Below are 24,293 nucleotides of genomic sequence, written 5' to 3' on the forward strand. Positions count from 1 at the left end.
ACTCTCTCTCCTAAACTTTCCTTCTAAGATTTTAAAAGTTTCACTTTCAAACAACAGTTATCTAATATATAATCTATTATGTATGTTTATGTATTTTCTAAGTAAACTTGATACTTTTATGCTAGGTAATTAATGTATATTAATAGAAATATATTGAGCAAGTAAAAAACACAGGAAGTATCACATTAGGAAGGGGATTTAAATGAGTATTTTAACGGTAAAAAACTTGAGTCATGGCTTCGGAGACCGAGCAATCTTTAGTAATGTTTCCTTTCGACTTTTAAAGGGTGAGCATATAGGTCTTATCGGTGCAAACGGTGAAGGTAAATCTAGCTTTATGAACATCATTACTGGAAAACTAGAGCCTGACGAAGGGCAAATAGATTGGGCAAAGCAAGTTAGAGTTGGCTATCTAGACCAACACACAGTTCTTCAAAAAGGTATGACAATTCGTACTGTGCTAAAGGGTGCCTTCCAATACCTTTTTGATTTAGAAACCCAAATGAATGAAATTTGTGACAAAATGGGAGAAGCTTCTCCAGAAGAATTAGAGCAGCTATTAGAAGACATGGGTACGATTCAAGATACCTTGACCAATAATGATTTTTATACTATTGATTCAAAGGTAGAAGAAATCGGTCGTGGTCTAGGATTAGAGGATATCGGCCTTGATAAAGATGTTCATGACTTAAGTGGGGGACAACGAACAAAAGTATTGCTGGCAAAACTATTGTTGGAAAAACCAGATATTCTTCTTTTAGATGAGCCCACCAACTATCTTGATGAACAACATATAGAGTGGTTAAAACGTTACCTCCAGGAGTATGAAAATGCATTTATTTTGATTTCTCATGATATTCCTTTTCTTAATAGTGTCATTAACTTGATCTATCATATGGAAAATCAAGAGTTAAATCGCTATGTTGGTGATTATGACAACTTCCTTCAGGTTTATGATGTGAAAAAGCAGCAGCTAGAATCTGCTTATAGAAAACAACAACAGGAAATTGAAGAACTGAAAGACTTTGTTGCTAGAAATAAAGCTAGAGTTTCCACTAGAAATATGGCTATGTCCCGACAAAAAAAATTGGACAAAATGGAAGTAATTGAACTGGCAAGAGAAAAACCCAAACCAGAGTTCAATTTTAAGGAATCAAGAACCTCTGGTAAACTTATTTTTGAAACAAAGGAGCTTGTTATCGGATACGATGAACCCCTTTCCAAACCATTAAACCTAAGAATGGAACGGGGACAAAAAATAGCATTAATGGGAGCCAATGGACTAGGTAAAACCACATTACTAAAAAGTATTCTCAGTGAAATTAAGTCCATCTCTGGATCAGTAGAACTAGGTGACTACCTCCATATAGGCTACTTCCAGCAGGAAATCAAAGAGGCCAACTATAAGACCTGTATAGATGAAGTATGGCAGGACTTTCCTTCTTATACACAGTATGAAGTCCGTGCTGCCTTAGCAAAATGCGGATTAACCACACAGCATATAGAAAGCAAGGTAGTGGTGCTAAGCGGTGGGGAACAGGCAAAGGTGCGATTGTGCAAGCTAATCAATAAAGAAACCAATCTACTGATTCTAGATGAGCCTACCAACCATTTAGACGTAGAAGCAAAAGAAGAACTGAAACGTGCCCTGCAAGCCTATAAAGGCAGTCTTCTTTTGATTTGCCATGAACCAGAATTTTATCGAGATGTTGTTACGGATGTTTGGAACTGTGAAACCTGGACAACTAAGATTGTTTAGAAAATCACCTTCGTAAATACTTTAGCGGCTACTGAAAAAGCACCATTTTTTCAGTAGCCTTTACTCTTTACGGAGGTAATTTTATTTAATAAGAAGGATTATGACCACTCTTTTACCCATCAAAGATAAAGAGCTTTTACAGATTGTTCCTTCTAAGAGAGGTCGTTTCCTTCGGTGACTATCACGAACAAATATATATATATTTAATCATATTATTCTTACACGTTTTGAATATAATGCTGCATTACCTAAAAAAGTTCGTAAAATCTATTGACTTTTAGATAGAAAATATATTATTATAGTAAAGTCCTACAGCAAGCTTGTTGGGACAAAATAAAGAAGTCCTACCCGTCGGAAAAATTTCAGGTAGAGACTCAAGTATGAATATGAAAAAAATTAGAATAATCACTTCAAGTCTAATATAATTCGTGTAATAAGGTCACGAAGTTTCTACCGGCCAACCGTAAATTGCCTGACTATAGACTTTTATTTTGAATGAATCGTCTCAGCGAGCTTCGCAAATTCAAAAGAAAGTCTACTACTACAAGGAGGGCACATTATGGAAATCTCAAAGTTACATCATTCTCTATCCCCTTTGGAAAAAATTTTTAAATTAAAAGAAAATCATACCAATGTAAAAACAGAGGTAATGGCAGGCATTACCACCTTTATGACAATGGCTTATATTCTCGTTGTCAATCCCAGTGTTTTATCAGCAACCGGTATGGACCTAGGGGCACTATTTACTGCCACCGCATTATCTGCTATCGTGGCTACCCTAGTAATGGCACTTTATGCAAACCTGCCCTATGCACTAGCTCCTGCTATGGGACCTAACGCTTTCTTTGCTTTTACTGTGGTTATAGGTATGGGTTATTCCTGGGAAACAGCCTTAACAATTGTCTTTTTAGAGGGTATTCTTTTCCTACTTCTTACCTTCTTTAACATTCGAGAAGCGATTGTTCATGCTATACCCTTGACAGTAAAAAAAGCTATGTCGGTGGGAATTGGACTGTTTATTGCTTTTCTAGGCTTATATAATTCTGGCATCGTTGTTACCGGCATGTTTCATATAGGAGAGGGTGTATTAGACGGTGTGCCTATGGCCATCGGTAATATTACTTCCGGTTCTCCTTTACTGGCTTGCATAGGATTACTGCTTACAGGTTTTCTTATGGCGCGGAAGGTCAAAGGTGCGTTACTATTAGGTATCTTAGCCACTACGATTATAGGAATTCCTATGGGGGTTACACAGTTACCTGAAGGATTAAGGTTATTTAGTGCACCACCTTCCTTGAGTCCTATTCTATTTCAATTTGATTTTTCTAATTTATTTTCACTAGACATTTTAGTCCTATTATTTATATTTCTATTTGTTGATATGTTTAATACTGTAGGCACACTTGTAGGGGTAGGAGCTAAGGCAAATATGCTGGATGAAGAGGGAAATATTCCCAAAGCAAAAGAAGCTTTATTTGCGGATGCAGTAGGTACTACTATGGGAGCAGTATTTGGTACAAGCACTGTAACGACTTATGTAGAAAGTGCAGCTGGTGTTGCGGCTGGGGGCAGAACTGGACTTACAGCCTTATCTACAGCTTTTATGTTTGTGATGGCACTGTTTTTATCCCCTCTATTTATCATGATTCCTGCGGCGGCCACGGCACCTGCATTAGTGTTAGTAGGATTGTTTATGATCTCTCCTATAAAAGATATAGATTTTGATGACTTCACTGAAGCTATCCCTGCTTTTTTAACGATAATTATGATGCCTCTTACCTATAGCATCTCTGAGGGAATCATTTTTGGTATGATGAGCTATTTAGTACTAAAACTATTAGCTGGAAAAAGAAAAGAAATTTCTCCCTTAATGTATATCATTGTGGTGTTATTTATCATAAAAATTGCAGTTGGATAGTAGAAAGTGTCAAAAAAACCTTCTTATAAATAGTAAGAAGGTTTTTTTTCTAAAGTATCCGTATCTATATTCAGTGCCTTTAAGCCATTTTCAAAAGCAATTTTCTTTACTTCTTTCTTTTCTATACCTATTGCTTGAAAGTGCTGTATTTCATCCAGTAGCCCACTGCCATGATGAACACCATAAGAACCTGCATCACTACCCAAGGCTACCTTTACTCCAGCATCAATAGCCCTTCTTATATTTTTTAACTGTCCATCGTATACCTTTTGGATGACTACTCTTTCCTGTTTGAATCTATCCTCGTTAGCTGCCAAAATATTTCCTAATGGCGCTAAAGTAGGTACCCATATGATATCTTTTTCAGCCATAGCATCAACTTCTGCCGCCGACATCAAGTAGCCGTGCTCTATTGTATGGACCCCTGCCTTTATGGCTTTGCTTACCCCGTCTGGGCCATTGGCATGTACCATAACAGGTAGATTGTAGGCCCTTGCTTGCTGCACCATGTATCTTAGCTCTTCTAAGGTAAAGGTGGTTTCTCCAACATCTCCATATTTTTGGAAGTTTACCATACCTGTCAAGATAATTTTTAAATGATCTAGTTGGTGTTCTAAAAGAAGTTTAAACTCCCTTTTAAAATCCCCTAAATCCTCTATAGGTTTTCCTAAAAAAGAACCATAATGCCCTTTTTTATATAGGCCATATATAGGAGACTTATAAATCATCCCTTCTTCTTCAGCAACTTCTCTAGCTAATTTAGAAGCAAAAATTCTATCTCCACCGTCTCTTAAGATATAAATTCCACGCCTCTTATACTGCTGTAAAATTTCCCTTAACCAAGCTACTTTCTTCCCCCTATCGGCAGCTTCCCATGTCTGTCTGTTATATAAGGGGTTCAAGGCTACATGTACATGTGCATCAATCAACATTGCAGTACCTACTTTCTTTGTTTTTGTAGAAGTTTTTAGATAGTTATAGCATTATAGATATGCGCTTCTAAAGTTAAATTTTAATATACACGGTCTACGGTTTCGCCTCAAAACCGCAGGCTGCAAATGTAGCCCTTAGTATATTAAAATTTAGGGGCGCACATCTATAGCGTTAACTTAATCCATAATTTGTCATCCTGAGGGGAGCAAAGTGGAGTCGAAGGATCTTAGTATTAGCAGAACTCTTCGTTATTCCAAGATCCTTCGTTATGCTCAGGATGACAGTTCCAGAGAATTTTGGCAATAATTGTGTTAAGTTAACGCCTATAATAGTTATACAAAAACAAATACGACAGCGAGAAGATAAATCCTTCTAAAACTTTTGCTGCTATTCCTTACTTCTTTCCCACTTTACTGTAAGATTCTTAGCTGCCTTTGTTTCATCGATCCTTCTTACAGGTGTATGATAAGGTGCATTTTTTAATAGTTCTGGGTTTTCCTCTGCTTCTTGAGCAATTTTGATCATAACCTCTATAAACTCATCCATGGTTTCTAAGCTTTCTGTTTCTGTAGGCTCTACCATGATAGCTTCTTTTATGATTAAAGGAAAATAGATGGTTGGAGGATGATAGCCGTAGTCCAGCATCCGTTTTGCAATATCCATCGTTGAAGTTTCTTTTGCGTTTTTTGCAATGCCTCCCAAGACAAATTCGTGTTTACATACTTGCTCTATAGGTAAGTGATAATACTCTTTTAATTTGTGCATCATATAGTTTGCATTCACCACTGCTCTTTGACTTACTTCTTTTAGACCAGCAGCACCCATCGTCAGTATATAGGCATAGGCCCTAATCATGATGCCAAAGTGACCATAAAAGTTCTTCATTTTACCAATACTGTGGGGACGATCATAGTCCAATAAGTAATCATTCCCTCTCTTTTCTACAACCGGCACTGGGAGATATTTTGCTAACTTGCTTTTTACTCCTACTGGGCCGCTGCCTGGACCTCCTCCTCCATGAGGAGTGGAAAAGGTTTTATGCAAGTTAAAATGCATTACATCAAAGCCCATATCTCCTGGTCTTGTCATTCCCATAATAGCATTCATATTAGCACCATCGTAATACAATAGTCCTCCAGCTGCATGAACTAAATCTGCAATTTCTCTTATCTTTTCTTCAAAAAGACCTAGTGTACTAGGATTTGTTAGCATAAGACCCGCCACTTCATCATCTAAAGCTTCCTTTAAGCTTTCTATATCTACTGCTCCATTTTTATCTGATTTAATTTCTACAATCTTCAAACCTGCTACTGCTGCAGTGGCTGGATTGGTTCCATGGGCTGAATCAGGAACAATGATCTTTGTCCTCTTATTCTCTCCCCGATCCTTATGATAGGCTTTTATCATCATCAAGCCCGTCAACTCTCCATGGGCACCGGCCGCTGGCTGTAAAGTAACCTTATCCATACCAGATATTTCTGATAACATTTCATCTAATCCATACATCATCTCCAAAGCACCTTGAGCTGTTTCTTGGGGCTGATAGGGATGTAGTCCTGTAAAACCACCTAAAGAGGCCATATCTTCGTTAATCTTAGGGTTATATTTCATAGTGCAGGAACCCAAAGGATAAAAACCTGTATCCACACCGTAGTTTTTATTGGACAATTGTGTAAAATGTCTTACCACCTGTAGTTCACTAACTTCCGGCAAATCAACTTCTTCATCTCTTAAGAACGCTTTAGGAATTATCTCTTCTAAAACTTCCTCCTCCACATCGCACTTTGGAAGACTATAGGCGGTTCTAGCTTCCTTTGAAACTTCAAAAATTAATTTATCATAAGCCTGCATTTATAACACCTCCAATATTTCAACTAATTTATCTATTTCTTCCTTCGTTCTTTTCTCCGTTACGCAGAACAGCAAGGCGTTTTTCAGCTGAGGATAGTCTTGATCCAAGGCATATCCTCCTAGTATTCCATGCTTCATTAGTTCTTGATTGACTTTTGTACTACTTATTTCGCTGCTTACTGCAAATTCTTTAAAGAAGGGTTGATTAAATAATGGTTTGAATTTACCACTTTTTGTTATTTGTTTTAATGCATAGTGGGATTTTTGTGTACTCTGCATTGCTACTTCCTTTAGCCCTTTTTTTCCCATCGTTACTAAGTAAATGGTAGCGATCAAAGCATTTAATCCTTGATTAGAACAAATGTTAGAAGTAGCTTTGTATCTGCGAATATGTTGTTCCCTTGCCTGTAATGTAAGAACAAAAGCTCTTTTTCCATCTACATCTTCAGATTGCCCGACGATTCTTCCAGGTATTTTTCTTACCAGTTTAGATGTAGTGGCTAAAAATCCTAGATATGGCCCACCAAAGTTTAGAGGGTTTCCTAAAGATTGTCCTTCCCCCACAACAATATCTGCTCCCAGTTCTCCAGGGCTTTTTAATATACCTAAAGAAATAGGATCTGCATAATGAATCAACATTGCCTTATTTTGATGAATGATTTTTTCCGCCTCTGCTAAATCTTCTATTGCTCCAAAAAAGTTTGGGCTCTGTAGAAGGACTGCGGCTGTGTCTGTATCTATCATAGACTTTAAGTGATCTATATCGGTAACACCTTCTGCCATATCTATCTCTACCATATTCACATCTCTAAACTTTATATAGGTATCCAGGACTTTCCTCACCTCAGGATGTACAGTCTTAGAAACCAACAATGTCTTTCTTTTTGTGTTTTCAACCGCCATCATGCCTGCTTCTAGAGCAGCAGTGGCACCATCGTACATAGAAGCATTGGTTATATCCATGCCTGTCAAATTGCAAATCATTGTTTGATACTCAAATATGGCCTGTAGTGTGCCCTGACTAATCTCCGGTTGATAAGGGGTATAAGCTGTAAAAAATTCAGAACGCATCGCTAAGTGTTTTATAACAGAGGGAATATAGTGATCATAAGCACCTGCCCCTAAAAAGCAGGTAAAATCCTCTATGTTTTTATTTTTATTACTTAAGTATTTCATATGTTTTGTAAGCTCTATCTCAGACAAAGGGGCTGTTAGGTTTAACTCTCTTTCTAGCCTTAGCTCTTTAGGTATATCTTGAAATAAGTCTTCGATGGATTTTACCCCTATGCTTTGTAACATGCGGTTAATATCATTTTCTGTATTGGGTATATATCTGTGCATTCTCATCCTCTCCTTACGATGAAGTTTTTATTTTTTTATAATTTCATATGAATTATCAGCTACATCAATGTTTTTCTTTGCTTATTTTTAGAAACCAGATTTTCTTTTATGCAATAACAAAAGAGGAGCATGATGACATACCAATAAAATATGTCATCATGCTCCTCTGTCTTTTAGCCTGAGAGTTTTACATTCGTGAATGTGTTTCTCCTACGGCGCCGATTTTTCGGACTCTCCAGAGTTCCATCAAATAACGATCCTTTTGCCTGAAAGTTTCTATAAAAAGATGCCTCTTTTTATATTGCTTCTTCGGCTATCTACTGAAAGATATCTCTCGTTATTCTCATTTGGTCTATATTTCTTTAGATAGAAAATATTATATTCCTATTATATAGGTCTATAGCAAATTTTTCAACAGTTAAATAGTTTTAAATTTTCTATTTATTTCTTTGTTATTGTTAAAGTATAGCAACGTCAAACTGTGTGGAAACTAATCTTGTTCATACTTTTGTCATTGTTATGAAAGTAGTACTTTGTCGTCCTGAAGGAGGTAACGACCGAAGGATCTTAAGATTCTTCGCTGTGCTCAGAATGACACTTTCGTTTATCGTGGTGTGGGTAACACGTGTGAATTCTAAAGGTAGTGAAGAATCTAGCTTTCACTAGAGAAATCTACTTGGTTTTTTTCAACTAATGCAATAAACTCTTCTACTAAGTAAGGGTCAAATTGAGAACCCTTACCTCTTTTTAACTCATACAAAACTTGTTCTCGTGTTAAGCTTTTTCTATATGCCCGGTTACTGGTCATGGCATCCCATGCATCCACGATACTAACAATTCGTGCTGGCAAAGGAATCTTCTGTTTCTGTAATCCCTCTGGATAACCACTACCATCATATCTCTCATGATGATATTTGATGATGTTTAAAACCTCTGTTTCAAGCTCCATGGGTTCTAATATTCTAAAACCTTTTAGGGGATGCTCTTTAATTAAGTTAAATTCATCATCGGTTAAAAAAGAGGGTTTATTTAAAATTGCATCCGCTATACCAATTTTTCCAATATCGTGCAATAGTGCTCCATAGTGCATCTTTTCTATCATATCTTCTGCCAGACCCAGGGTTTTAGAAAACATTACCGTAGTTTTGGCTACCCGTGAAGAATGATTTTGGGTATAGATATCTTTTGCATCAATAGCAGCTACTAGGCTGGCAATGGTTTTTAAATAGAACTCTTTCTTTCCCTGTTCGATTTTCACCCTAGTATTATCTAATAATAAAGCTGCCTGATGGGAATAGATTTTAAGATTTGTTAAATCCTGAGGAGAATAGCAGTTTGGATGGGTATCTTCCTCATCATGAAGGTGCATAACCACTGCATATCCTATCGTATTATAACTAACAACCAGAGGAATAATGATAAATGCTACTAGTCTTTTATCTAGTGCAGCAAATTTTTTAAAAACTTCATCTTTTTCATCGACTTCTACTATTTTATTTAATTCCTTCGTATTCATAAGCTCATTCAGTCTGCTAAATGCCCTTACCAGCTTTTCTGATATACACCCATTTACCTCCACTGTTTTTAGTTTACTGATACTAGGATCTGTTATGTACAAGCACCCTGCCTCACTATGGGTAATTTCCATAGCTAGTTGCAAAGTACTTTTAATGGTAGTATCTAAATCATGTCCCTTAATTAAAATGTTTGTCATGTCTACTAAAAAAGATTGCTCCCGTAATTTACTTTCTAATTTATCAATTCTCTCACGTAACATAGCCACTTCTTGTTCTTGCGTTATTTTACATAAAATACTGCCCACCTCCAGCTATTTTAGTCTGTTTTTTCTATCTCTCTGCTAACTTCGTGGTTTACTGAGAATAGTTTAAAACTTTTATCATTGACGTTAACCTAAACCATAATTTGTCACCCCAGGAGGAACAAAGCTTAGTTGAAGGATCTCATGAACTAACAAAAGGACAGTTCGACAGAATTTTTCAAATAATCTTATTTAAGTTAACGCTTATGAAATTTTTATAGGAAGCACCGAGTGAGAAATGTTATCATTTCCATATTATTCTATTTTATTTGTATTGTCAACAAAATAACACAAAGTATCTTAAATAGTGATCCCAGCACCTTAGGCTGGAGATGGACTGACTTATTTACTTATTCTGCAATTCAAGCAAGCACGTAAAGTTATCTTTTTCTAATGTATATACAATTCTATTGTTTCCACATACATATGCAATTCCCTCATTGACTGCATCCAAGTTGATTTTCAGTAATTCTGATTTTTGTTTTGTCAGCTGCTCCATAGCTTTTGCTACCTTTTCTACATCAATCAGTTTTAGATTTGGCAGTAAGGCCCCTAGGCAAACCATATTGGCAATATTGGCATTACCTATCTGATTAGCAACATCAGTGGCAGGAATCTCAATGATTTTTATATCTCCTCTGACATGATCTAACTTAGCTAGAGAAGTATTTACAACCAGTACACCTCCTGGCTTTATACGGGAAGCAAATTTGTCATAGGCTGGCTTGTTTAATAGGATAGCACAGTCAGCATAGTCGATAACAGGGGAATTAATCTCTTCATCGGATAGTATGACAGAACAGTTAGCAGTACCTCCCCGCATTTCAGGTCCGTAGGAAGGAATCCAACAAATCTCCAAATTAGAGCCCATCCCTGCATAAGCCAGTACCTTACCTAAAAACATAACCCCTTGACCACCAAATCCTGCGAGTATGATTTTATCCATCATAAACCTTCAACCTCCTTTGTCATCTTTAACTCTCCCATTTGATACACTGGCATCATATTTTCCCTTAACCACTTTAAGCTGTCTGAGGGTGTCATACCCCAATTGGTTGGACAAGTTGATAAGACACTTACCAATGCAAAGCCTAATCCTGCCTGTTGTACCTTAAAGGCCTTTCTAATAGCCTTTTTCGTTTGGATAATATGTTTTGGCGAATCTACTGAAACAGAAGCTACATATACGGCCCCTTCAAGATTAGCAATAAGCTTTGGAAAGTCCATAGGCAAACCATCCGTCAGAGGGTTTCTCCCGTAGGGACTAGTAGATGTCCTCATTCCTTCTAATGTGGTGGGGGCCATCTGTCCTCCTGTCATACCGTAGATGGCATTGTTCACCATGATGGAAGTAATTTTTTCTCCCCTTGCTGCAGCATGGATAGCATGCTGTGTTCCTATGGCGGCAATATCACCATCTCCTTGGTAAGTAAAAACGGTTTTATCCGGCAGTGCCCGCTTCACACCTATTCCCACTGCTTGTGCTCTACCATGGGGAGCCCCTATAAAATCGCAGCTAAAGAAATCCTGACAGAAGCCTGCACACCCTACAGGGGAAATTCCTATTGTATCTTCAATAATATCTAACTCCTCCAGTACCTCTGCAATCAATCTCATAATAATACCATGGGTACAGCCTGGACAGAAGGAAAAAGCCACCTCGGTTAAGCCCTTTGTTCTAGTAAATACCTTTTCCATTACTACACCTCCCCTAATTCACCAAATGTATCTTGTAAATAATCCAGTATTTCATGTTCTGTCGGCAGCATGCCTCCCTGCCTGCGATAAAGATGCACTGGCATTTTACACGCTACAGCAAGCTTAACATCTTCGATCATCTGTCCTGTATTTAACTCGACTGTTACGATTCCTTTTATCTTATCTATAAGGGGCAGAAAAGCGTTATTAGGAAACGGCCATAGGGTAATTGGGCGAATCAACCCTAGTTTTATTCCTTTTTTACGTGCATTTAGCACAGTACTCTTGCATATTCTTCCGGTTGTTCCGTAACTCACCAAAAGATACTCCGCATCCTCAGTATAAAAAGCCTCCCACCGCTGTTCCCGCTCTTCAATATTCTTATATTTTGCCTCCCACCTCTGATTGTTCATTTCACCGATTTCATTGGTTAAAGAATAACTTGCTACAATACGTTTTTCTCTACCTTTGCAGCCTCCTACTGTCCAGCTTCTATCTAGCTCTGGCATCTTAGGCCTATCCTTTAAAATGATGGGTTCCATCGTCTGTCCTAAAAAACCATCGGACAAAATCAAAACTGGATTGCGATATTTGTCTGCTAAATCAAAGGCCTCCATAGTAAAATCATAGAGCTCTTGGGCATTGGAGGGACCCAATACAATCAATCTATAATCCCCGTGACCACCGCCCTTTGTTGATTGGAAGTAATCAGATTGAGCTGGACCTAATCCCCCTAACCCTGGACCGCAACGGTTAACATTTACAATCACTATAGGAAGTTCTGCTGCTGCACTATAGGAAATTCCCTCTTGTTTTAAGCTAATTCCAGGGCTTGATGATGCCGTCATTACTCTAGACCCTGTAGCCGCAGCCCCATAGCACATACTAATAGCTGCAATTTCATCTTCTGCCTGCAATACTGTTCCCCCCTGCTGTGGCAAGTGTTTAGATAAATATTCTACCACCTCTGTTGAGGGTGTGATGGGATATCCGAAGAATAATCTACATCCCGAACGAATCGCAGCTTCTCCAATGATTTCATTGCCCTTCATGAGTATTCTTTCCATAGCTGATTTTATCTCCCTTCTTAATATATCTCTACTTATAGACCTCTATCGCTACGTCAGGACAAACCATACCACATAGGGCACACCCTGTACATTTATCTTGATCCTTACAAATCACTGTGAAATATCCTTTTTGATTGCTTTTATCTCCAATCTCTAAGAGTTTTTTAGGACAGACATCAATACAAAGACCACAGCTTTTACAATACTTCTCCAATATACTCACCTTTGCCACAGCAATCCCTCCTTTAATTACTAGCTTATAGACGTTAAACTAAGCTAATTATCTCTATCAACCCTTTCAATTTGTCATCCTGAGGATGTTGAAGGATGACAAATTATGGCCTAAGTTTACGCTAATGCTTACTAACTATATTGAGCTACTGCTTCCTCTCCCCGTAGTACTCTTAAAGCACCTAGTGCCAAGGACTCCAATTCTTCTTCTCCTGCTACAACTTCTACAGGAGCAATAAACTTAACTCGCTTCATAATATCAGCAACGATTCTTTGTGAATAAGCAATGCCACCTGTTAGAACTATCCTATCTACCTCCCCCATCAAAACCGTAGCCATGGCACCAATCTCCTTGGCCACCTGATAGGCCAATGCCTCCAATACGATATCTGCCTGCACATCTCCATCCTCTGCCATTGCCTCTACCTGACGAACATCTGTGGTAGCAAAGTAAGAATAGAGCCCGCCTTTACCAAGTAACTTTTTCTTTAATTCCTCATGGGTGTACTTTCCCGAAAAACATAAATTTACTAGCTGATCCGCTGGCAATCCCCCACAACGGTCTGGTGAAAAAGGACCTTCTGCCTTAGCGTTATTGACATCAATCATTTTTCCTTTTTTGTGGGGAGTAACAGAAACACCTGAACCTAGATGAACAACAATGAAGTTGGCTTCTTCATATCTCCTATTCATTTTTTTTGCTACCTTACGCGCCACAGCCTTCATATTTAGAGCATGAGATAAACTAATTCTTTTTATATCCGCCAATCCAGAAACCCTAGCCACTGGCTCCATCTCATCAACAGAAACAGGATCTACGATGAAGGCCGGAATATTTAATGATTTTCCTAAATTTGCAGCCATCACCGCTCCTAAGTTAGAAGCATGCTCTCCTTGTTCTGCTTTTTTTAAATCCTCTATCATTTTTTCATTGACTGCATAAGTTCCACCAGCTAAAGGTTTCAGTAATCCTCCACGACCTACTACTGCTGTCAAGGTTTCAAGAAAAATTTTCTCCTCCTTAAGAATTTGTAAAATTAAATCTAAGCGATAGGAATATTGATCAATGAGTCGAGGAAATTTTTCTAAACTTTGTATAGGGTGTTCCACTGTTTTTTTTAAAAGTACCACTTCCTCATCATATACAGCTATTTTTGTAGAGGTGGCACCTGGATTAATTACTAATACTCTGTTTGTTGAAAATTTCATATCTACCGTCTCCTTTTTCTATGTCTAATTAAAGTATTCACGATTAAATGTGCTGTTGAAAAATTCTTAAAGTTACTTTTAGTAACTTTAAATATTTTTGCTTATCTATCGGTCTTGGAAAACGTTTTCTTGTATTGTTAAAAAAATAGATTGCAAAAAAATTTTAAACAATAAAATTTCTTCTTAATACTAGAATATATAATATTTTAGAAATTGTGAAATATTTGAATACTATCTCAGTAATAAGTAAAAGCGATTTATCTTGATCATACTAATGCTAAATGTTATTATTTACTCAATAAAGTATTTGATATATAAGTTGCAATAAAACTTTTACAGCTTAGTATGCGATAGTGGGTTAAATAGCCTATGATTAGATTGGAGGAGGGTTGTGTGGAGTTAAGACAATTGCACTACTTTATTGCGGTTGCAGAGCATTTAAACTTTACAGAGGCTGCTAAACATCTTTTTGTTGCCCAGTCTGCTGTGAGTCAGCAGATTGCTGATTTGGAAAAAAAGATAGGCGTACAGCTATTTCTTCGTAATAAACGTTCCGTAAAACTCACCAGCGCAGGGGCTGTTTTTTTAGAAGAAGCACTTCGTCTTATAAGTAAATCTGAAGAAGCTATAGAAAAAACCCGCCAAGCGGACTTAGGTATTATTGGAGGTTTGAAAATAGGCTTTTTAGGCTATGCAGAAAGAAATTTCTTACCTTCTCTCATTAGACAATTTCGTCGCACCCATCCCAAAGTAGACCTGTATTTGGATCAATTTCATCATGGTATGTTGATAGAAGCCCTCAAGACTGGAGAGTTGGATGTAGTTTTCACACTTGCATTTGGTCTTGATAATATTGGAGGTATTGAAAAGAAAAGCATATTTACGGAAAAGATTTCGGTAGTCATGCATTGTGACCACCCTCTTGCAAATAAAAGTAAGCTTAATATCTGTGAATTATCTGAAGAACGATTTATTACTGTCAACAGAAGAGAATCTCCTCAAGGGTTTAATAAAACCCTGCTGATGTGTGCCAGCAGTGGTTTTTCTCCTAATATTGTTGCGGAGCCTAGACTTCTTAATACAGTACTGCTATTAGTAGAGGCTGGGATAGGAATCGCTATTCTTCCTAAAAGTTTGCAGCTTCATTCGAGTCCTAGTCTTCGCTTTCTTGACGTTGAAGGTGAAGAGGCCCAAGACGAGTTGGTGATTGCTTGGAGAAAGAAGAATACCAATCCTTCTATACCTTTGTTTTTAAAAGAGCTAGCCTATGTTAAAGAAGGATTTAATAAACCACTTGATGAAATATAGGAAATCCATTTAGAAAATTTCGCACATAAAAAAACGGTACTAAACATTTAGTACCGTTTGGAAAAAATTATTTCTTTGTCACTTTTTAACTAGAAGGAATACTGGCATCCAACAAACTGTCTGCTAAAAGCTTCTACGTCTTTTGCAATTGTTTCTGGTGCTTCTTTGTCAATTAGTGCTCTCTTAAAGAAGCTAGCGATGATCTTCATTTCTTCTTCCTTCATGCCTCTTCTTGTTGCTTCTGGTGTTCCTATTCTGATTTCTGGGCTGTTTCCTGAGAAATCATCAGAACATAGGATTTTTGCCTTTTCTAAATGCTTTGCAGGAGCTGCATCAACATACTGTCCTACATCTACTAATAATAAGTGGCTTTCTGTATAGCCTTTTCCTCCTCCTAGCACACTAAACCCACAGTCTGCTAAAGCCTGCGCTAGTGCTTTAGAATTTTTTACCACTTGCTTTGCATACGCTTCTCCATACTCTTTCATTTCTAGTATAGATGCAGCTAAAGCTGGAAGACGATTTAGGTGATGACTTGTTACTAGAGAAGGAGATAAAGTATTTCCTATTTTTTCAATAATTTCAATATTATTTGATACTACAAATCCACCTTGAGGTCCTGGGAAGGATTTATGTGTACTTCCGAACATCACGTCTGCGCCCTCGTTTAATGGGTTTGGAAATACGCCTGTAGCAATTAATCCTGTAACATGAGAAGCATCGTAAGCTAATATAATTCCCTCTTGATCTGCCAGCTCTCTTAACTCCTTCACTGGCTCTGGGAACAATGTCCCGGATCCACCAAAAATGATCATTTTAGGCTTCTTTTCTAAAGCTTGCTTTTTAAGCTTTTCAGCGTCTACGGCTCTATTTTCATCAAATACCATATATTCTACTTTGATAGTTTCATCAAATTGTCTTACTTGACACATTGGACCAACTAGGCCATGTCCCCAATCACTTAAACTAACTTCGATGACCAAATCCCCTGGCTCCAGCAGAGCAAGTACTACCCCCATCCCTGCCATGTGACCTCCAATAGGTCTTAAATCTGCATATTTTGCTTGAAATACTTCCTTTACAAGTTCTTGTGTAGCCATCTCAAATTCATGAATATACTTATTGCCTGTATACTCTCTTTCTTCTGGCTTCAGCGTAGCATAACAGCCATATCTATTACCAAAGTCTCCTCCTAAATAGCCACGCACCTTTTCACTTGCATAATTTTCTGAAGCAATTAAGTTTAAGCATCCTTCTCTATAGCTGATATGTTTTTTTAAAAGATTATCGATATCCCTTGTGGTTTTGAACATTGTCATGTCCCCCTTCAATAAATATAGTACTTTCTAACCGCCACCTAATGGCCTGATAATTTTTACTTGATCTTTTTCCTGCAACTTATAGTGTGTATATTCCTTCATCAGTAGTTGTTTGCCATTTACAAATACAGCCACATAGTGGGTATAGTTAATGTGTTTTAAAAGCATGTCTATCGTATAATCAGGGGGAATACAAAGAACTTCTTTGTTTACTTGTATTTCCATGACCTTCCCTCCGATTTAGTTTACTGAATTTTTTCCTTCTTTCTTTTCAAGCAACCAACCCAAAGATAACTTTTTCAATACTGTATCTGTTGGGTTTCCTTTTTCTTGATCCCAACCTGCCAATGCATAATATAGCTCTTTGGCTTCTTCAAAGGCTTTTTTATCTACACAAACACCTTTGGAAGGACCATCTTTAAAAGGCTCAAAAATTCTTTGTGGTAACTGATCGTCTTCCTTGGTGAAGCCTTCTCTTGCGTTAAAATACCTCATCATATTGATTCTTCTCTCGCCTACCATCATTAGCTCATAGATAGAGGTATCCCATCCTAAACCATACTTACATAGGTTTACCATATCATCTGGGCCATAAAGTTCCCATGATGGACCCCAAACAAACTGACATAAACAAAGAGTATCTAATACAGAGAAATATTTTTGACTGTCTAATGCGAACCTTACTTTTTCTTCATCTATTACGAAAGGATTATCGTATCCCTTCCATACCCCTAGCTGAGCTAGTCGTTGTCTTTCTCTACTGTCTTCTGGCATTACTAAGAATACATCATGCTCACTGGATTGATGATCTGCGCCAAAAGGATTTACTGCATATATTAAACCAACAGCAGGCTTGAACTGAGGCATATGAGCTGGCAATTCTTGTCCCTTTACAGACATACTGAAGGGAATGGCTTCTTCTCCAATTTTTTGTGCAGCTCTATAACTACCCTCCGCTAATAAGTCTCCAAAACCTTCTCTCTTGGCAATTTTCTCAACAATAGCAGGAACTACTTCGTTATTACCAAACTTCAATACTAAACCATCCGTATCTTTATCAGTAATTAGTCCCTTCTCATAACATTCCATTGCAAAGGATATCGTGGCTCCGCATGAAATTGTATCAAGACCATACATATTACAAAGCTGGTTTGCTAACGACACAGTTTCTAAGCTAGTAACCCCACAGTAAGAACCAAATGTAGCACAGGTTTCATACTCTGGTCCTCCATAAAGAGGATCTACTACCCCTGGGATCTCTACTACCCTTTTACATCTCACTGCACATGCATAACAAGTATCTCTTTCCTTTAAAATCGTATCATACATTGTGGAACCAGTGATATTTTTTGCCCCTTCTGGGAAATGTCCTGTTGTCCAATTGTTTGTAGGTAAAAAACCTTCTTCATGGAAACCTTCTAAATCTCCATCTGTTCCATATTTACCTAAACCTGCTACAGCTTCATTTTCTTCTAATCTTTCCTTAACACTCTTAGCTAATTCTTGAAATTTCTCACTATCATAGGCCTTCATAGCCTTTCCTTTTTTTACAACCACAGCCTTTAAGTTCTTAGAACCCATTACTGCTCCCATACCATTTCTTCCATTAGCTCTGTTACACATATTAATAATACAAGCATACTTTACTAAGTTTTCACCAGCGGGACCAATTTGAGCAATCTCAATATCTTTATCCCCAATTTCTTCTCTTATCACATCTTCTGCTTCTCCAGTTACTTTACCCCATGCCTTTGAGGCATCCTTCAGCTCTGCCTGATCTCCGTTAATGTACAGGTATACCGGCTTGTCTGACTTTCCACGGAACATAACAGCATCCCAACCGTTGGCCTTAAAATGCACTGGGAAAAATCCTCCAGCTTGACTGTCTCCCATGGTTCCTGTCAAAGGACTTTTTGCTGTAACATTTAATCTACTGATACCACTGATAGGTAAAGCCGTCAAGGCTGATACAGAAAACACTAGCATATTTTCAGGTGATAATGGATCTATTCCTGGTTTTATCTCCTGTAGAGCTAAATAAAGCCCCAGTGCTGACCCACCTGGGTAAAGTCTATAAATTTCTCCAGGCAGGGTTTTTGTTGTGATTGTTCCAGTTGATAAATCTACGTCTAATATTTTTGCCTCAGGAAACAGATTCATATGTTCCCCCTCCTTTTGGTCTATATTTATTGTCGAAAATATCCTACTTTAAAATGTCTCAAGGGAAATTACTTTCCCTTGGGACACCTTTTAATAAAGAACCTATTATCTTGCTTCTATTGCCTCTACTTCTGCGATTAATGTCTCTAAAATTTCTTTACCAGCAGGTCCTACCATTTCAACATACTTGTCATAAGCAGATCTACTTGCAGCTCTAAATACTTCTCTTTCTTCCTCTGTTAACTCAACAATTTCAATATTACTTTGAGCTTTGATTCTATCTAGCGCTCCACCGTTAAGTTCTTCTTGTATTTCAAAAGAATAGTCTCTTAGCTCTTCTACTGTCTCTATAACCATAGCTTGAATATCTTCTGGTAGCCCATTGAAGAAGTCAGGGTTTACAGCAGTTGTTGTTACATATAGGTTTGAGTTTGCTAATGTTAAGTATTTTTGTACTTCATAGAATTTCATTTGATCGATAGCAAATAATGGATTTTCTTGACCTTCAATCATGTTTAATTGTAACCCACTGTACACTTCCATGTATGGAACTGGTGTTGGGTTAGCACCATAAGCTTGGTAAGCAGCAACGATCATTGGTGAAGGCATGGTTCTCATCTTCATACCTCTCCATTGTTCAGGTGTGTTTACTGGCTTATTGCTTGTCCATTGCATAGCACCTTCTGTCCAGTAAGCTAATACCTTGATGTTCTTTTCTAAATACTTGCTGGATAACAATTCGTTAAGTGCCTTACTTGTTTTAAAGATTTCTGCATTTTTGTCCATATCATCTGTAAATAAGAAATGTAAAGAGAATAATTGGTTCTCTGGAACTAATGTTCCTGTATTACCAGGAGATACGATAGCAAACTCGATTCCCCCGTTTTGTAATAATTCAGCTTGTTGTGTTGCATCTCCAATTTGCCCTACTGGATAAATATCAATGTTGATTCGTCCATTTGATTTTTCTTCGATTATTTCTTTAAACTTCTTTACATATACATCTTGTACATCCCCATCGATCTCTTCATGAGCAAACCTCCAGCTGTAGGTTTCTTCTCCTGTAGCATTACCGCCTGAATTTTGATTACCACCACAACCAGTTAACAATGTCAACATTAGTGCTGCAATCACAGCTAAAGAAACTATCTTTTTCATTTACTTGTCCCCCTTAATTTTATTATTTACCTTCCTGTCAACTGTTGAATGTCGACAAGAAAAATTATAGACCTAAATAATTGAAAACAGATCTTACATGGATTTCTACTCCATACTTCAACGTTTCTTCATCAATATCAAACATTGGATGATGATGAGGATAATGCGTATTTTTCGCTGCATTTCCTGTACCTAAGAAGTAAAATGCACTAGGCACCCGATGGGTAAATTCTGCAAAGTCTTCTCCGGCTAAACATCTATACTCCTGGATATTTTCTTCAGTACCAAAGGTTTCCTTAGATGCCTCTCTTACAAGGGCTACCATCTTACTGTCATTCATAAGCGATGGATTGCTAGGAATATACTTTAATTCGTATTTTACATCCATTGCATCACAGGTTCCTTTGATAACTCTTTCAAACCTATCTAGCAGAATCTTTTTCTCTTTTTCTTCTTCTGGAAATAAAAATCTTATGGTTCCCCCTATGTCTACTCTATCTGCAATAATGTTACGGCCGCTACCACCGTGAACCTTACCGATCATAATAGTGATAGGTAATAGAGGATTGACTTCCCTTGTCTGAATAGATTGCAGAGCTTGTATCACATTCGCACTGGCTAAAATAGGGTCTAGCGCGGTATGTGGTGCTGATGTATGTCCAGCTTTACCGATAATGCTTAGTTCAAACTCCTCTGTTGCCGCCATAACTGGGCCACTGGATAAACCAATCTTGCCGCTTTCCACAGGTGTCCATATATGGGTACTAAAGGCTGCATCTACTTTAGGGTTTTCTAAAACCCCTTCATTAATCATGTCTAATGCTCCTGCTTCCTCTTCATTCGGCTGAAAAACAAACTTTACATTTCCCTCTATGCTGTCTTTATACTTTGTGAGTACTTTTGCTGCTATCAGTAGCATTGCTGTATGTGCATCATGACCACAGGCATGCATCACGCCTGGAGTAGTAGATTGAAAAGCCAAGTCTGTTTTTTCATTCTGAGGCAGGGCATCTATATCTGCCCTTAGCATCACAGTTTTTCCTGGTTTGTCTCCTTTTAAAAGTCCTACCACGCCAGTTTTGGCAACTTTCTTTACCTCCAAACCGAGACCTTCAAGATAGTCATAGACAATTTTTGATGTTCTAAATTCTTCATACCCTAGTTCAGGATGCATATGAAAATCTCGTCTTAGATCAATGAGTTCTTCTTCTAAGTTCTGTATCTCCTTTTTTAAGTCAATCATATTGTACACACCTCAGTTTTCATCTTTTTAGTAAAATCCTTAAGGTACAAGCAATAGAGATAGCTGTGGAACAAAAATAATTATTACGGAAATAACAACTAGCATCAATAAATAAGCTGGCAACCTCTTTACTACCTTTAAGAAAGGTATATCGAATATTGCACTGGCAGTAAATATATTACACCCAAAAGGTGGACTTACTGAAGCTAAAGCTGCTTGTAATGTAACGATAATTCCTAAATGTATTGGATGAATCCCTGCCTGCATAGCAAGTGGGAAAAAGATCGGTGTTAAGATAACAATGGCTACGATAGAGTCAACGAACATACCTGCAATATAGAAGAATATCGTTACTGTCACCAAGATCTTTACTGCAGAAGGATTTGTTCCTAATACAGACTGTGTTATCATCTGTGGTATTCTAGCATAGGATATCGCCCATGAGAATAAGCTTCCTGCTGCAACTAATATAAATACTGCTGTTGTTACTACAGCTGTAGATAGAGCAATACTCTTAAAATCTCTAATCTTAATTGATTTAAAAAGAAATAATTCTAAAATTGCTGCATATAAAACACCTATAGCTGCTGCCTCAGTAGGACTAAACTTACCTGAGTATATTCCAGCGAAGATAACAACTGGAAATCCTAAAGGGCCAATCGCCTTTTTAAATGCTTCTACTTTTCCTTTAAAGTCAACTTTCTCTGTTGTTGGAATATTTCTTTTCTTTGCCATGAAGTAGTTATATACACAGAAGAACAATAGGATCAGAAGTCCTGGTAGAACCCCCGCTATAAATAAGTCTCCTACAGAGGCCCCCGTTACAACAGCATACATGATCATTGAAATACTGGGGGGGATCAATAGTGCTATAATCGCAGAGCAAATAATTAGGGCTGTAGTATCTTCATCCTCATAGCCTGAAGAAAGCAATCTGTTCCTCATAGGTTTACCTATGGCTACTACTGTTGCCTGAGTAGACCCTGAGATTGCTCCAAATATTGTACATGTTGCCGCTGTTGTGATGGCCATTCCACCGTGAATATGACCTACAAAGGTATCTACGAAGTCTAGCAGTCTATTTGATGTTTGTCCGGCACACATGATATCTGCTGCAAAGATAAACATCGGTACTGCCAAAAGGACGATAGGGGATACCCCTGCTATTAACTGCTGTGTTGCAAGAAGTGGATTTAGATTTGGAAAGTACGTCACGATTACTGCTAATGGTGCCAAGATCATGGCTATAAACATTGGGAAATTTAATAAAAACAAAGTGAACATGATACCCATCAACATCCAAAGCATCTCTATACCTCCTCCTCGCTAGTATTTTCTGATACCGCATCGATAAAGCTATTTAGATCTGTTGTTATTTCTTGATCCATTGGTATCTTAATGATACTTGTTATATATAGATCGTTTTTCTCTTTAATGTTGAATATGAATGTTCTAAGATATTCGATGGCTGCTAGGAAAAATCCTAGAGGAACTACTGCGTAGATAAGATACATTGGTATTTGTAATGCGGGTGTAACTCTTCCTAAGTTCTGCACAGATAAAACATACCTATATGCTAAGGTTCCAAGGTATATCATAGCTGCTGATGAAACAAAAGAGATGATCATCATAGCTATTTTCTTGTACTTGTTACCTACCATATCAAATAAAATCGACATTGTAATGTGTCTTCCAGTTCTGGCACAATATCCAAGACCGAAAAAAGATACCAAAACCAGTAAAGCTTGTGCTACTTCTTCTGTAAATGTTATACTGCTATTCATTACTGTTCTCATAAATACATTGACGATAAGCAATATAGCCATAGCAATGATAGCAAAACTTAAAACAAATTCCTCAAATTTTGATAAAGTTTGATTAAAGAACTTATTCATTAATTTCCCTCCTCGCGCCATTAGGCCTATGAAGACTGAATTAGTTAGGGCATAGGCTAATACTGTGCAAAGGTTTTCAGCTCTGCTAAAAGCCTATGCCCCTTTCTTTACTATTAAATCTCTATAGACTTTTTACTTAACCAATAACTTTCTTGGATAGTTTGTGAAAGTTTCGCAACCGTTTTCAGTTACTCTAAAGGATTCACTAATTTCTACACCAAAATCTGATAACCAAATACCAGGAATCATGTGGAAGGTCATATTTGGTTGTAAAACTGTTTTATCCCCTGGTCTGAAACTAGCTGTATGCTCGCCCCAATCTGGTGGGTAGTTAAGCCCCATAGCGTACCCTATACGAGAGTCTTTAATAAATCCACTCTTAGCTATGCTCTTCGCCCATACTCTTTCTATGTCTTCACAAGTTACGCCAGGCTTTACAGCTTCTAAAGCATTACTAAGACCTTCTACTACTACAGCTTCTAGATCTCTTACCTTTTGTGGCGCATCTCCAATGATTAAGGTTCTAGCCAGAGGACAATGATATCTTCTATAGCAACCTGATAATTCAAGAATAACAGTCTCTCCATCTTGATAAGGTTCGTCTGTCCAACTTAAATGAGGCGTAGAGGTTCTAATGCCACTTGGCATAAGAGGTACAATCGCGGAATAGTCGCCCCCATACTCTTTTGTACCACTGATCTGTGCATGATACACGTCTGCCGCAGCATCACACTGTCTAACACCCTTATCAACACTCTTAAACGCTGCTTCCATTGCCTTTTCAGCAATTCTAGCTGCTCTTCTTATATATTCAACTTCCATATCAGACTTAACAATTCTTACCCAGTTTACTAGGTTTGTTCCATCTTTAAACTTGGCACTTGGTAGTCCTAAAGCCAATCTCTCTTGGCATTTTGCAGTATAATAATAGGTATCCATCTCTGTAGCAATAATCTTGTTGTCATACCCTTTTTCTTTAATGATATCAGAAACAAAATCCATTGGGTGCTTAATTAAAGATTGTACATAATCATCTGTATAGGGTCTTATGTTTTCCTCTCTAAGCCATGACGTTAGTCTAGCTGCATTAGAGTCTTGGCCTCTACCTACCCAAATAGGTTCCTCTTGATCAGCCATTACAATAATACACTGATGTACATAGAAGGACCATCCATCGAAACCAGTAAGGTAATTCATGTTTGCAGGATCTGTAGCAATAAGCACTTCAACACCATTTTCAATCATTCTTTGCTGTGTCTTTCTGAGCCTTTCCTTATACTCTTCTACCTGAAAATACAAGGTTTTTTCCATTGCTTAATATCTCCCTTCTTTATCAAAAGTTTTATTATCCTCGGTTGTAGATTGTCAATTGTCGACAATC

At 37.7% G+C, this 24,293-nt stretch carries 20 protein-coding genes and 3 riboswitches; of the genes, 3 read left to right on the forward strand and 17 right to left on the reverse strand.

Annotation, left to right across the window (positions count from 1 at the left end; genetic code table 11):
- Window positions 1-202 precede the first annotated feature (202 nt).
- Both CACET_RS18455 and CACET_RS18460 read left to right on the forward strand, forming a co-directional pair.
- Window positions 203-1,759 carry an ABC-F family ATP-binding cassette domain-containing protein gene (locus CACET_RS18455; protein WP_044825555.1) on the forward strand — a complete coding sequence of 519 codons (1,557 nt, stop codon included), beginning with the start codon at window positions 203-205 and terminating at the stop codon, window positions 1,757-1,759.
- A 396-nt stretch (window positions 1,760-2,155) separates the two neighbouring features.
- Window positions 2,156-2,258, forward strand: a riboswitch (purine riboswitch).
- Between the two features lie 60 nt (window positions 2,259-2,318).
- On the forward strand, window positions 2,319-3,677 hold the full coding sequence (locus CACET_RS18460; protein ID WP_144414808.1) for an NCS2 family permease: 1,359 nt from the start codon (window positions 2,319-2,321) through the stop codon (window positions 3,675-3,677).
- A 23-nt stretch (window positions 3,678-3,700) separates the two neighbouring features.
- On the opposite strand, the gene CACET_RS18465 is transcribed toward CACET_RS18460, so the two are convergent.
- From CACET_RS18465 to buk, 9 genes are all read right to left on the reverse strand, one after another.
- Complete coding sequence (locus CACET_RS18465) at window positions 3,701-4,609, reverse strand: amidohydrolase family protein (RefSeq protein WP_044825556.1); 909 nt, start codon at window positions 4,607-4,609, stop codon at window positions 3,701-3,703.
- 388 nt (window positions 4,610-4,997) lie between these two features.
- The gene (gcvPB, locus tag CACET_RS18470) at window positions 4,998-6,461 is read right to left on the reverse strand and encodes an aminomethyl-transferring glycine dehydrogenase subunit GcvPB (protein ID WP_044825557.1); all 1,464 of its coding nucleotides are present in this window, start codon (window positions 6,459-6,461) and stop codon (window positions 4,998-5,000) included.
- Complete coding sequence (gene gcvPA, locus CACET_RS18475; RefSeq protein ID WP_044825558.1) at window positions 6,462-7,802, reverse strand: aminomethyl-transferring glycine dehydrogenase subunit GcvPA; 1,341 nt, start codon at window positions 7,800-7,802, stop codon at window positions 6,462-6,464.
- Between the two features lie 164 nt (window positions 7,803-7,966).
- Window positions 7,967-8,043, reverse strand: a riboswitch (glycine riboswitch).
- Between the two features lie 3 nt (window positions 8,044-8,046).
- A riboswitch (glycine riboswitch) is annotated at window positions 8,047-8,149 on the reverse strand.
- A gap of 305 nt (window positions 8,150-8,454) precedes the next feature.
- Window positions 8,455-9,624, reverse strand: coding sequence for an HD-GYP domain-containing protein (locus CACET_RS18480; RefSeq protein ID WP_158386133.1), 1,170 nt, complete (start codon window positions 9,622-9,624; stop codon window positions 8,455-8,457).
- A gap of 343 nt (window positions 9,625-9,967) precedes the next feature.
- Entirely contained in the window at window positions 9,968-10,570 is a 603-nt protein-coding gene (locus tag CACET_RS18485) for a 2-oxoacid:acceptor oxidoreductase family protein (RefSeq protein ID WP_082058255.1), read from the reverse strand.
- Entirely contained in the window at window positions 10,567-11,319 is a 753-nt protein-coding gene (locus CACET_RS18490; RefSeq protein WP_044825560.1) for a thiamine pyrophosphate-dependent enzyme, read from the reverse strand. The genes CACET_RS18485 and CACET_RS18490 overlap by 4 nt, the downstream gene beginning before the upstream one ends.
- Before the next feature lie 2 nt (window positions 11,320-11,321).
- Entirely contained in the window at window positions 11,322-12,386 is a 1,065-nt protein-coding gene (gene vorB, locus CACET_RS18495) for a 3-methyl-2-oxobutanoate dehydrogenase subunit VorB (RefSeq protein WP_044825561.1), read from the reverse strand.
- Window positions 12,387-12,417: 31 nt separating this feature from the next.
- Entirely contained in the window at window positions 12,418-12,621 is a 204-nt protein-coding gene (locus tag CACET_RS18500) for an indolepyruvate ferredoxin oxidoreductase subunit alpha (protein ID WP_044825562.1), read from the reverse strand.
- A gap of 131 nt (window positions 12,622-12,752) precedes the next feature.
- A complete protein-coding gene (gene buk, locus CACET_RS18505; RefSeq protein WP_044825563.1) occupies window positions 12,753-13,829 on the reverse strand; it encodes a butyrate kinase in 1,077 nt (358 codons plus the stop codon).
- Between the two features lie 393 nt (window positions 13,830-14,222).
- On the opposite strand from buk, the gene CACET_RS18510 reads away from it, so the two are divergent.
- Window positions 14,223-15,137: a LysR family transcriptional regulator gene (locus CACET_RS18510; RefSeq protein WP_044825564.1), complete on the forward strand. Its 915-nt coding sequence runs from the start codon at window positions 14,223-14,225 to the stop codon at window positions 15,135-15,137.
- Between the two features lie 89 nt (window positions 15,138-15,226).
- On the opposite strand, the gene CACET_RS18515 is transcribed toward CACET_RS18510, so the two are convergent.
- The 8 genes from CACET_RS18515 to CACET_RS18550 all read right to left on the reverse strand — a co-directional run bounded on the left by CACET_RS18515 (window position 15,227) and on the right by CACET_RS18550 (window position 24,223).
- Window positions 15,227-16,450, reverse strand: a complete 1,224-nt coding sequence (locus CACET_RS18515; protein ID WP_052661501.1) for a serine hydroxymethyltransferase — start codon at window positions 16,448-16,450, stop codon at window positions 15,227-15,229.
- Window positions 16,451-16,483: 33 nt separating this feature from the next.
- Entirely contained in the window at window positions 16,484-16,681 is a 198-nt protein-coding gene (gene thiS, locus CACET_RS18520; RefSeq protein WP_044825566.1) for a sulfur carrier protein ThiS, read from the reverse strand.
- A gap of 15 nt (window positions 16,682-16,696) precedes the next feature.
- A complete protein-coding gene (locus CACET_RS18525) occupies window positions 16,697-18,616 on the reverse strand; it encodes an aldehyde ferredoxin oxidoreductase family protein (protein WP_044825567.1) in 1,920 nt (639 codons plus the stop codon).
- A 105-nt stretch (window positions 18,617-18,721) separates the two neighbouring features.
- The gene (locus CACET_RS18530) at window positions 18,722-19,774 is read right to left on the reverse strand and encodes a TRAP transporter substrate-binding protein (RefSeq protein WP_044825568.1); all 1,053 of its coding nucleotides are present in this window, start codon (window positions 19,772-19,774) and stop codon (window positions 18,722-18,724) included.
- A gap of 64 nt (window positions 19,775-19,838) precedes the next feature.
- A complete protein-coding gene (locus CACET_RS18535) occupies window positions 19,839-21,017 on the reverse strand; it encodes a M20 metallopeptidase family protein (protein ID WP_044825569.1) in 1,179 nt (392 codons plus the stop codon).
- A gap of 39 nt (window positions 21,018-21,056) precedes the next feature.
- Window positions 21,057-22,325, reverse strand: coding sequence for a TRAP transporter large permease (locus CACET_RS18540; protein ID WP_044825570.1), 1,269 nt, complete (start codon window positions 22,323-22,325; stop codon window positions 21,057-21,059).
- A gap of 2 nt (window positions 22,326-22,327) precedes the next feature.
- Window positions 22,328-22,912, reverse strand: a complete 585-nt coding sequence (locus CACET_RS18545; protein WP_052661502.1) for a TRAP transporter small permease — start codon at window positions 22,910-22,912, stop codon at window positions 22,328-22,330.
- 132 nt (window positions 22,913-23,044) lie between these two features.
- Window positions 23,045-24,223, reverse strand: a complete 1,179-nt coding sequence (locus CACET_RS18550) for a M24 family metallopeptidase (RefSeq protein ID WP_044825572.1) — start codon at window positions 24,221-24,223, stop codon at window positions 23,045-23,047.
- Window positions 24,224-24,293: the final 70 nt, after the last annotated feature.

The sequence above is a fragment of the Clostridium aceticum genome (assembly GCF_001042715.1).
GTDB lineage: Bacteria > Bacillota > Clostridia > Peptostreptococcales > Natronincolaceae > Andreesenella > Andreesenella acetica.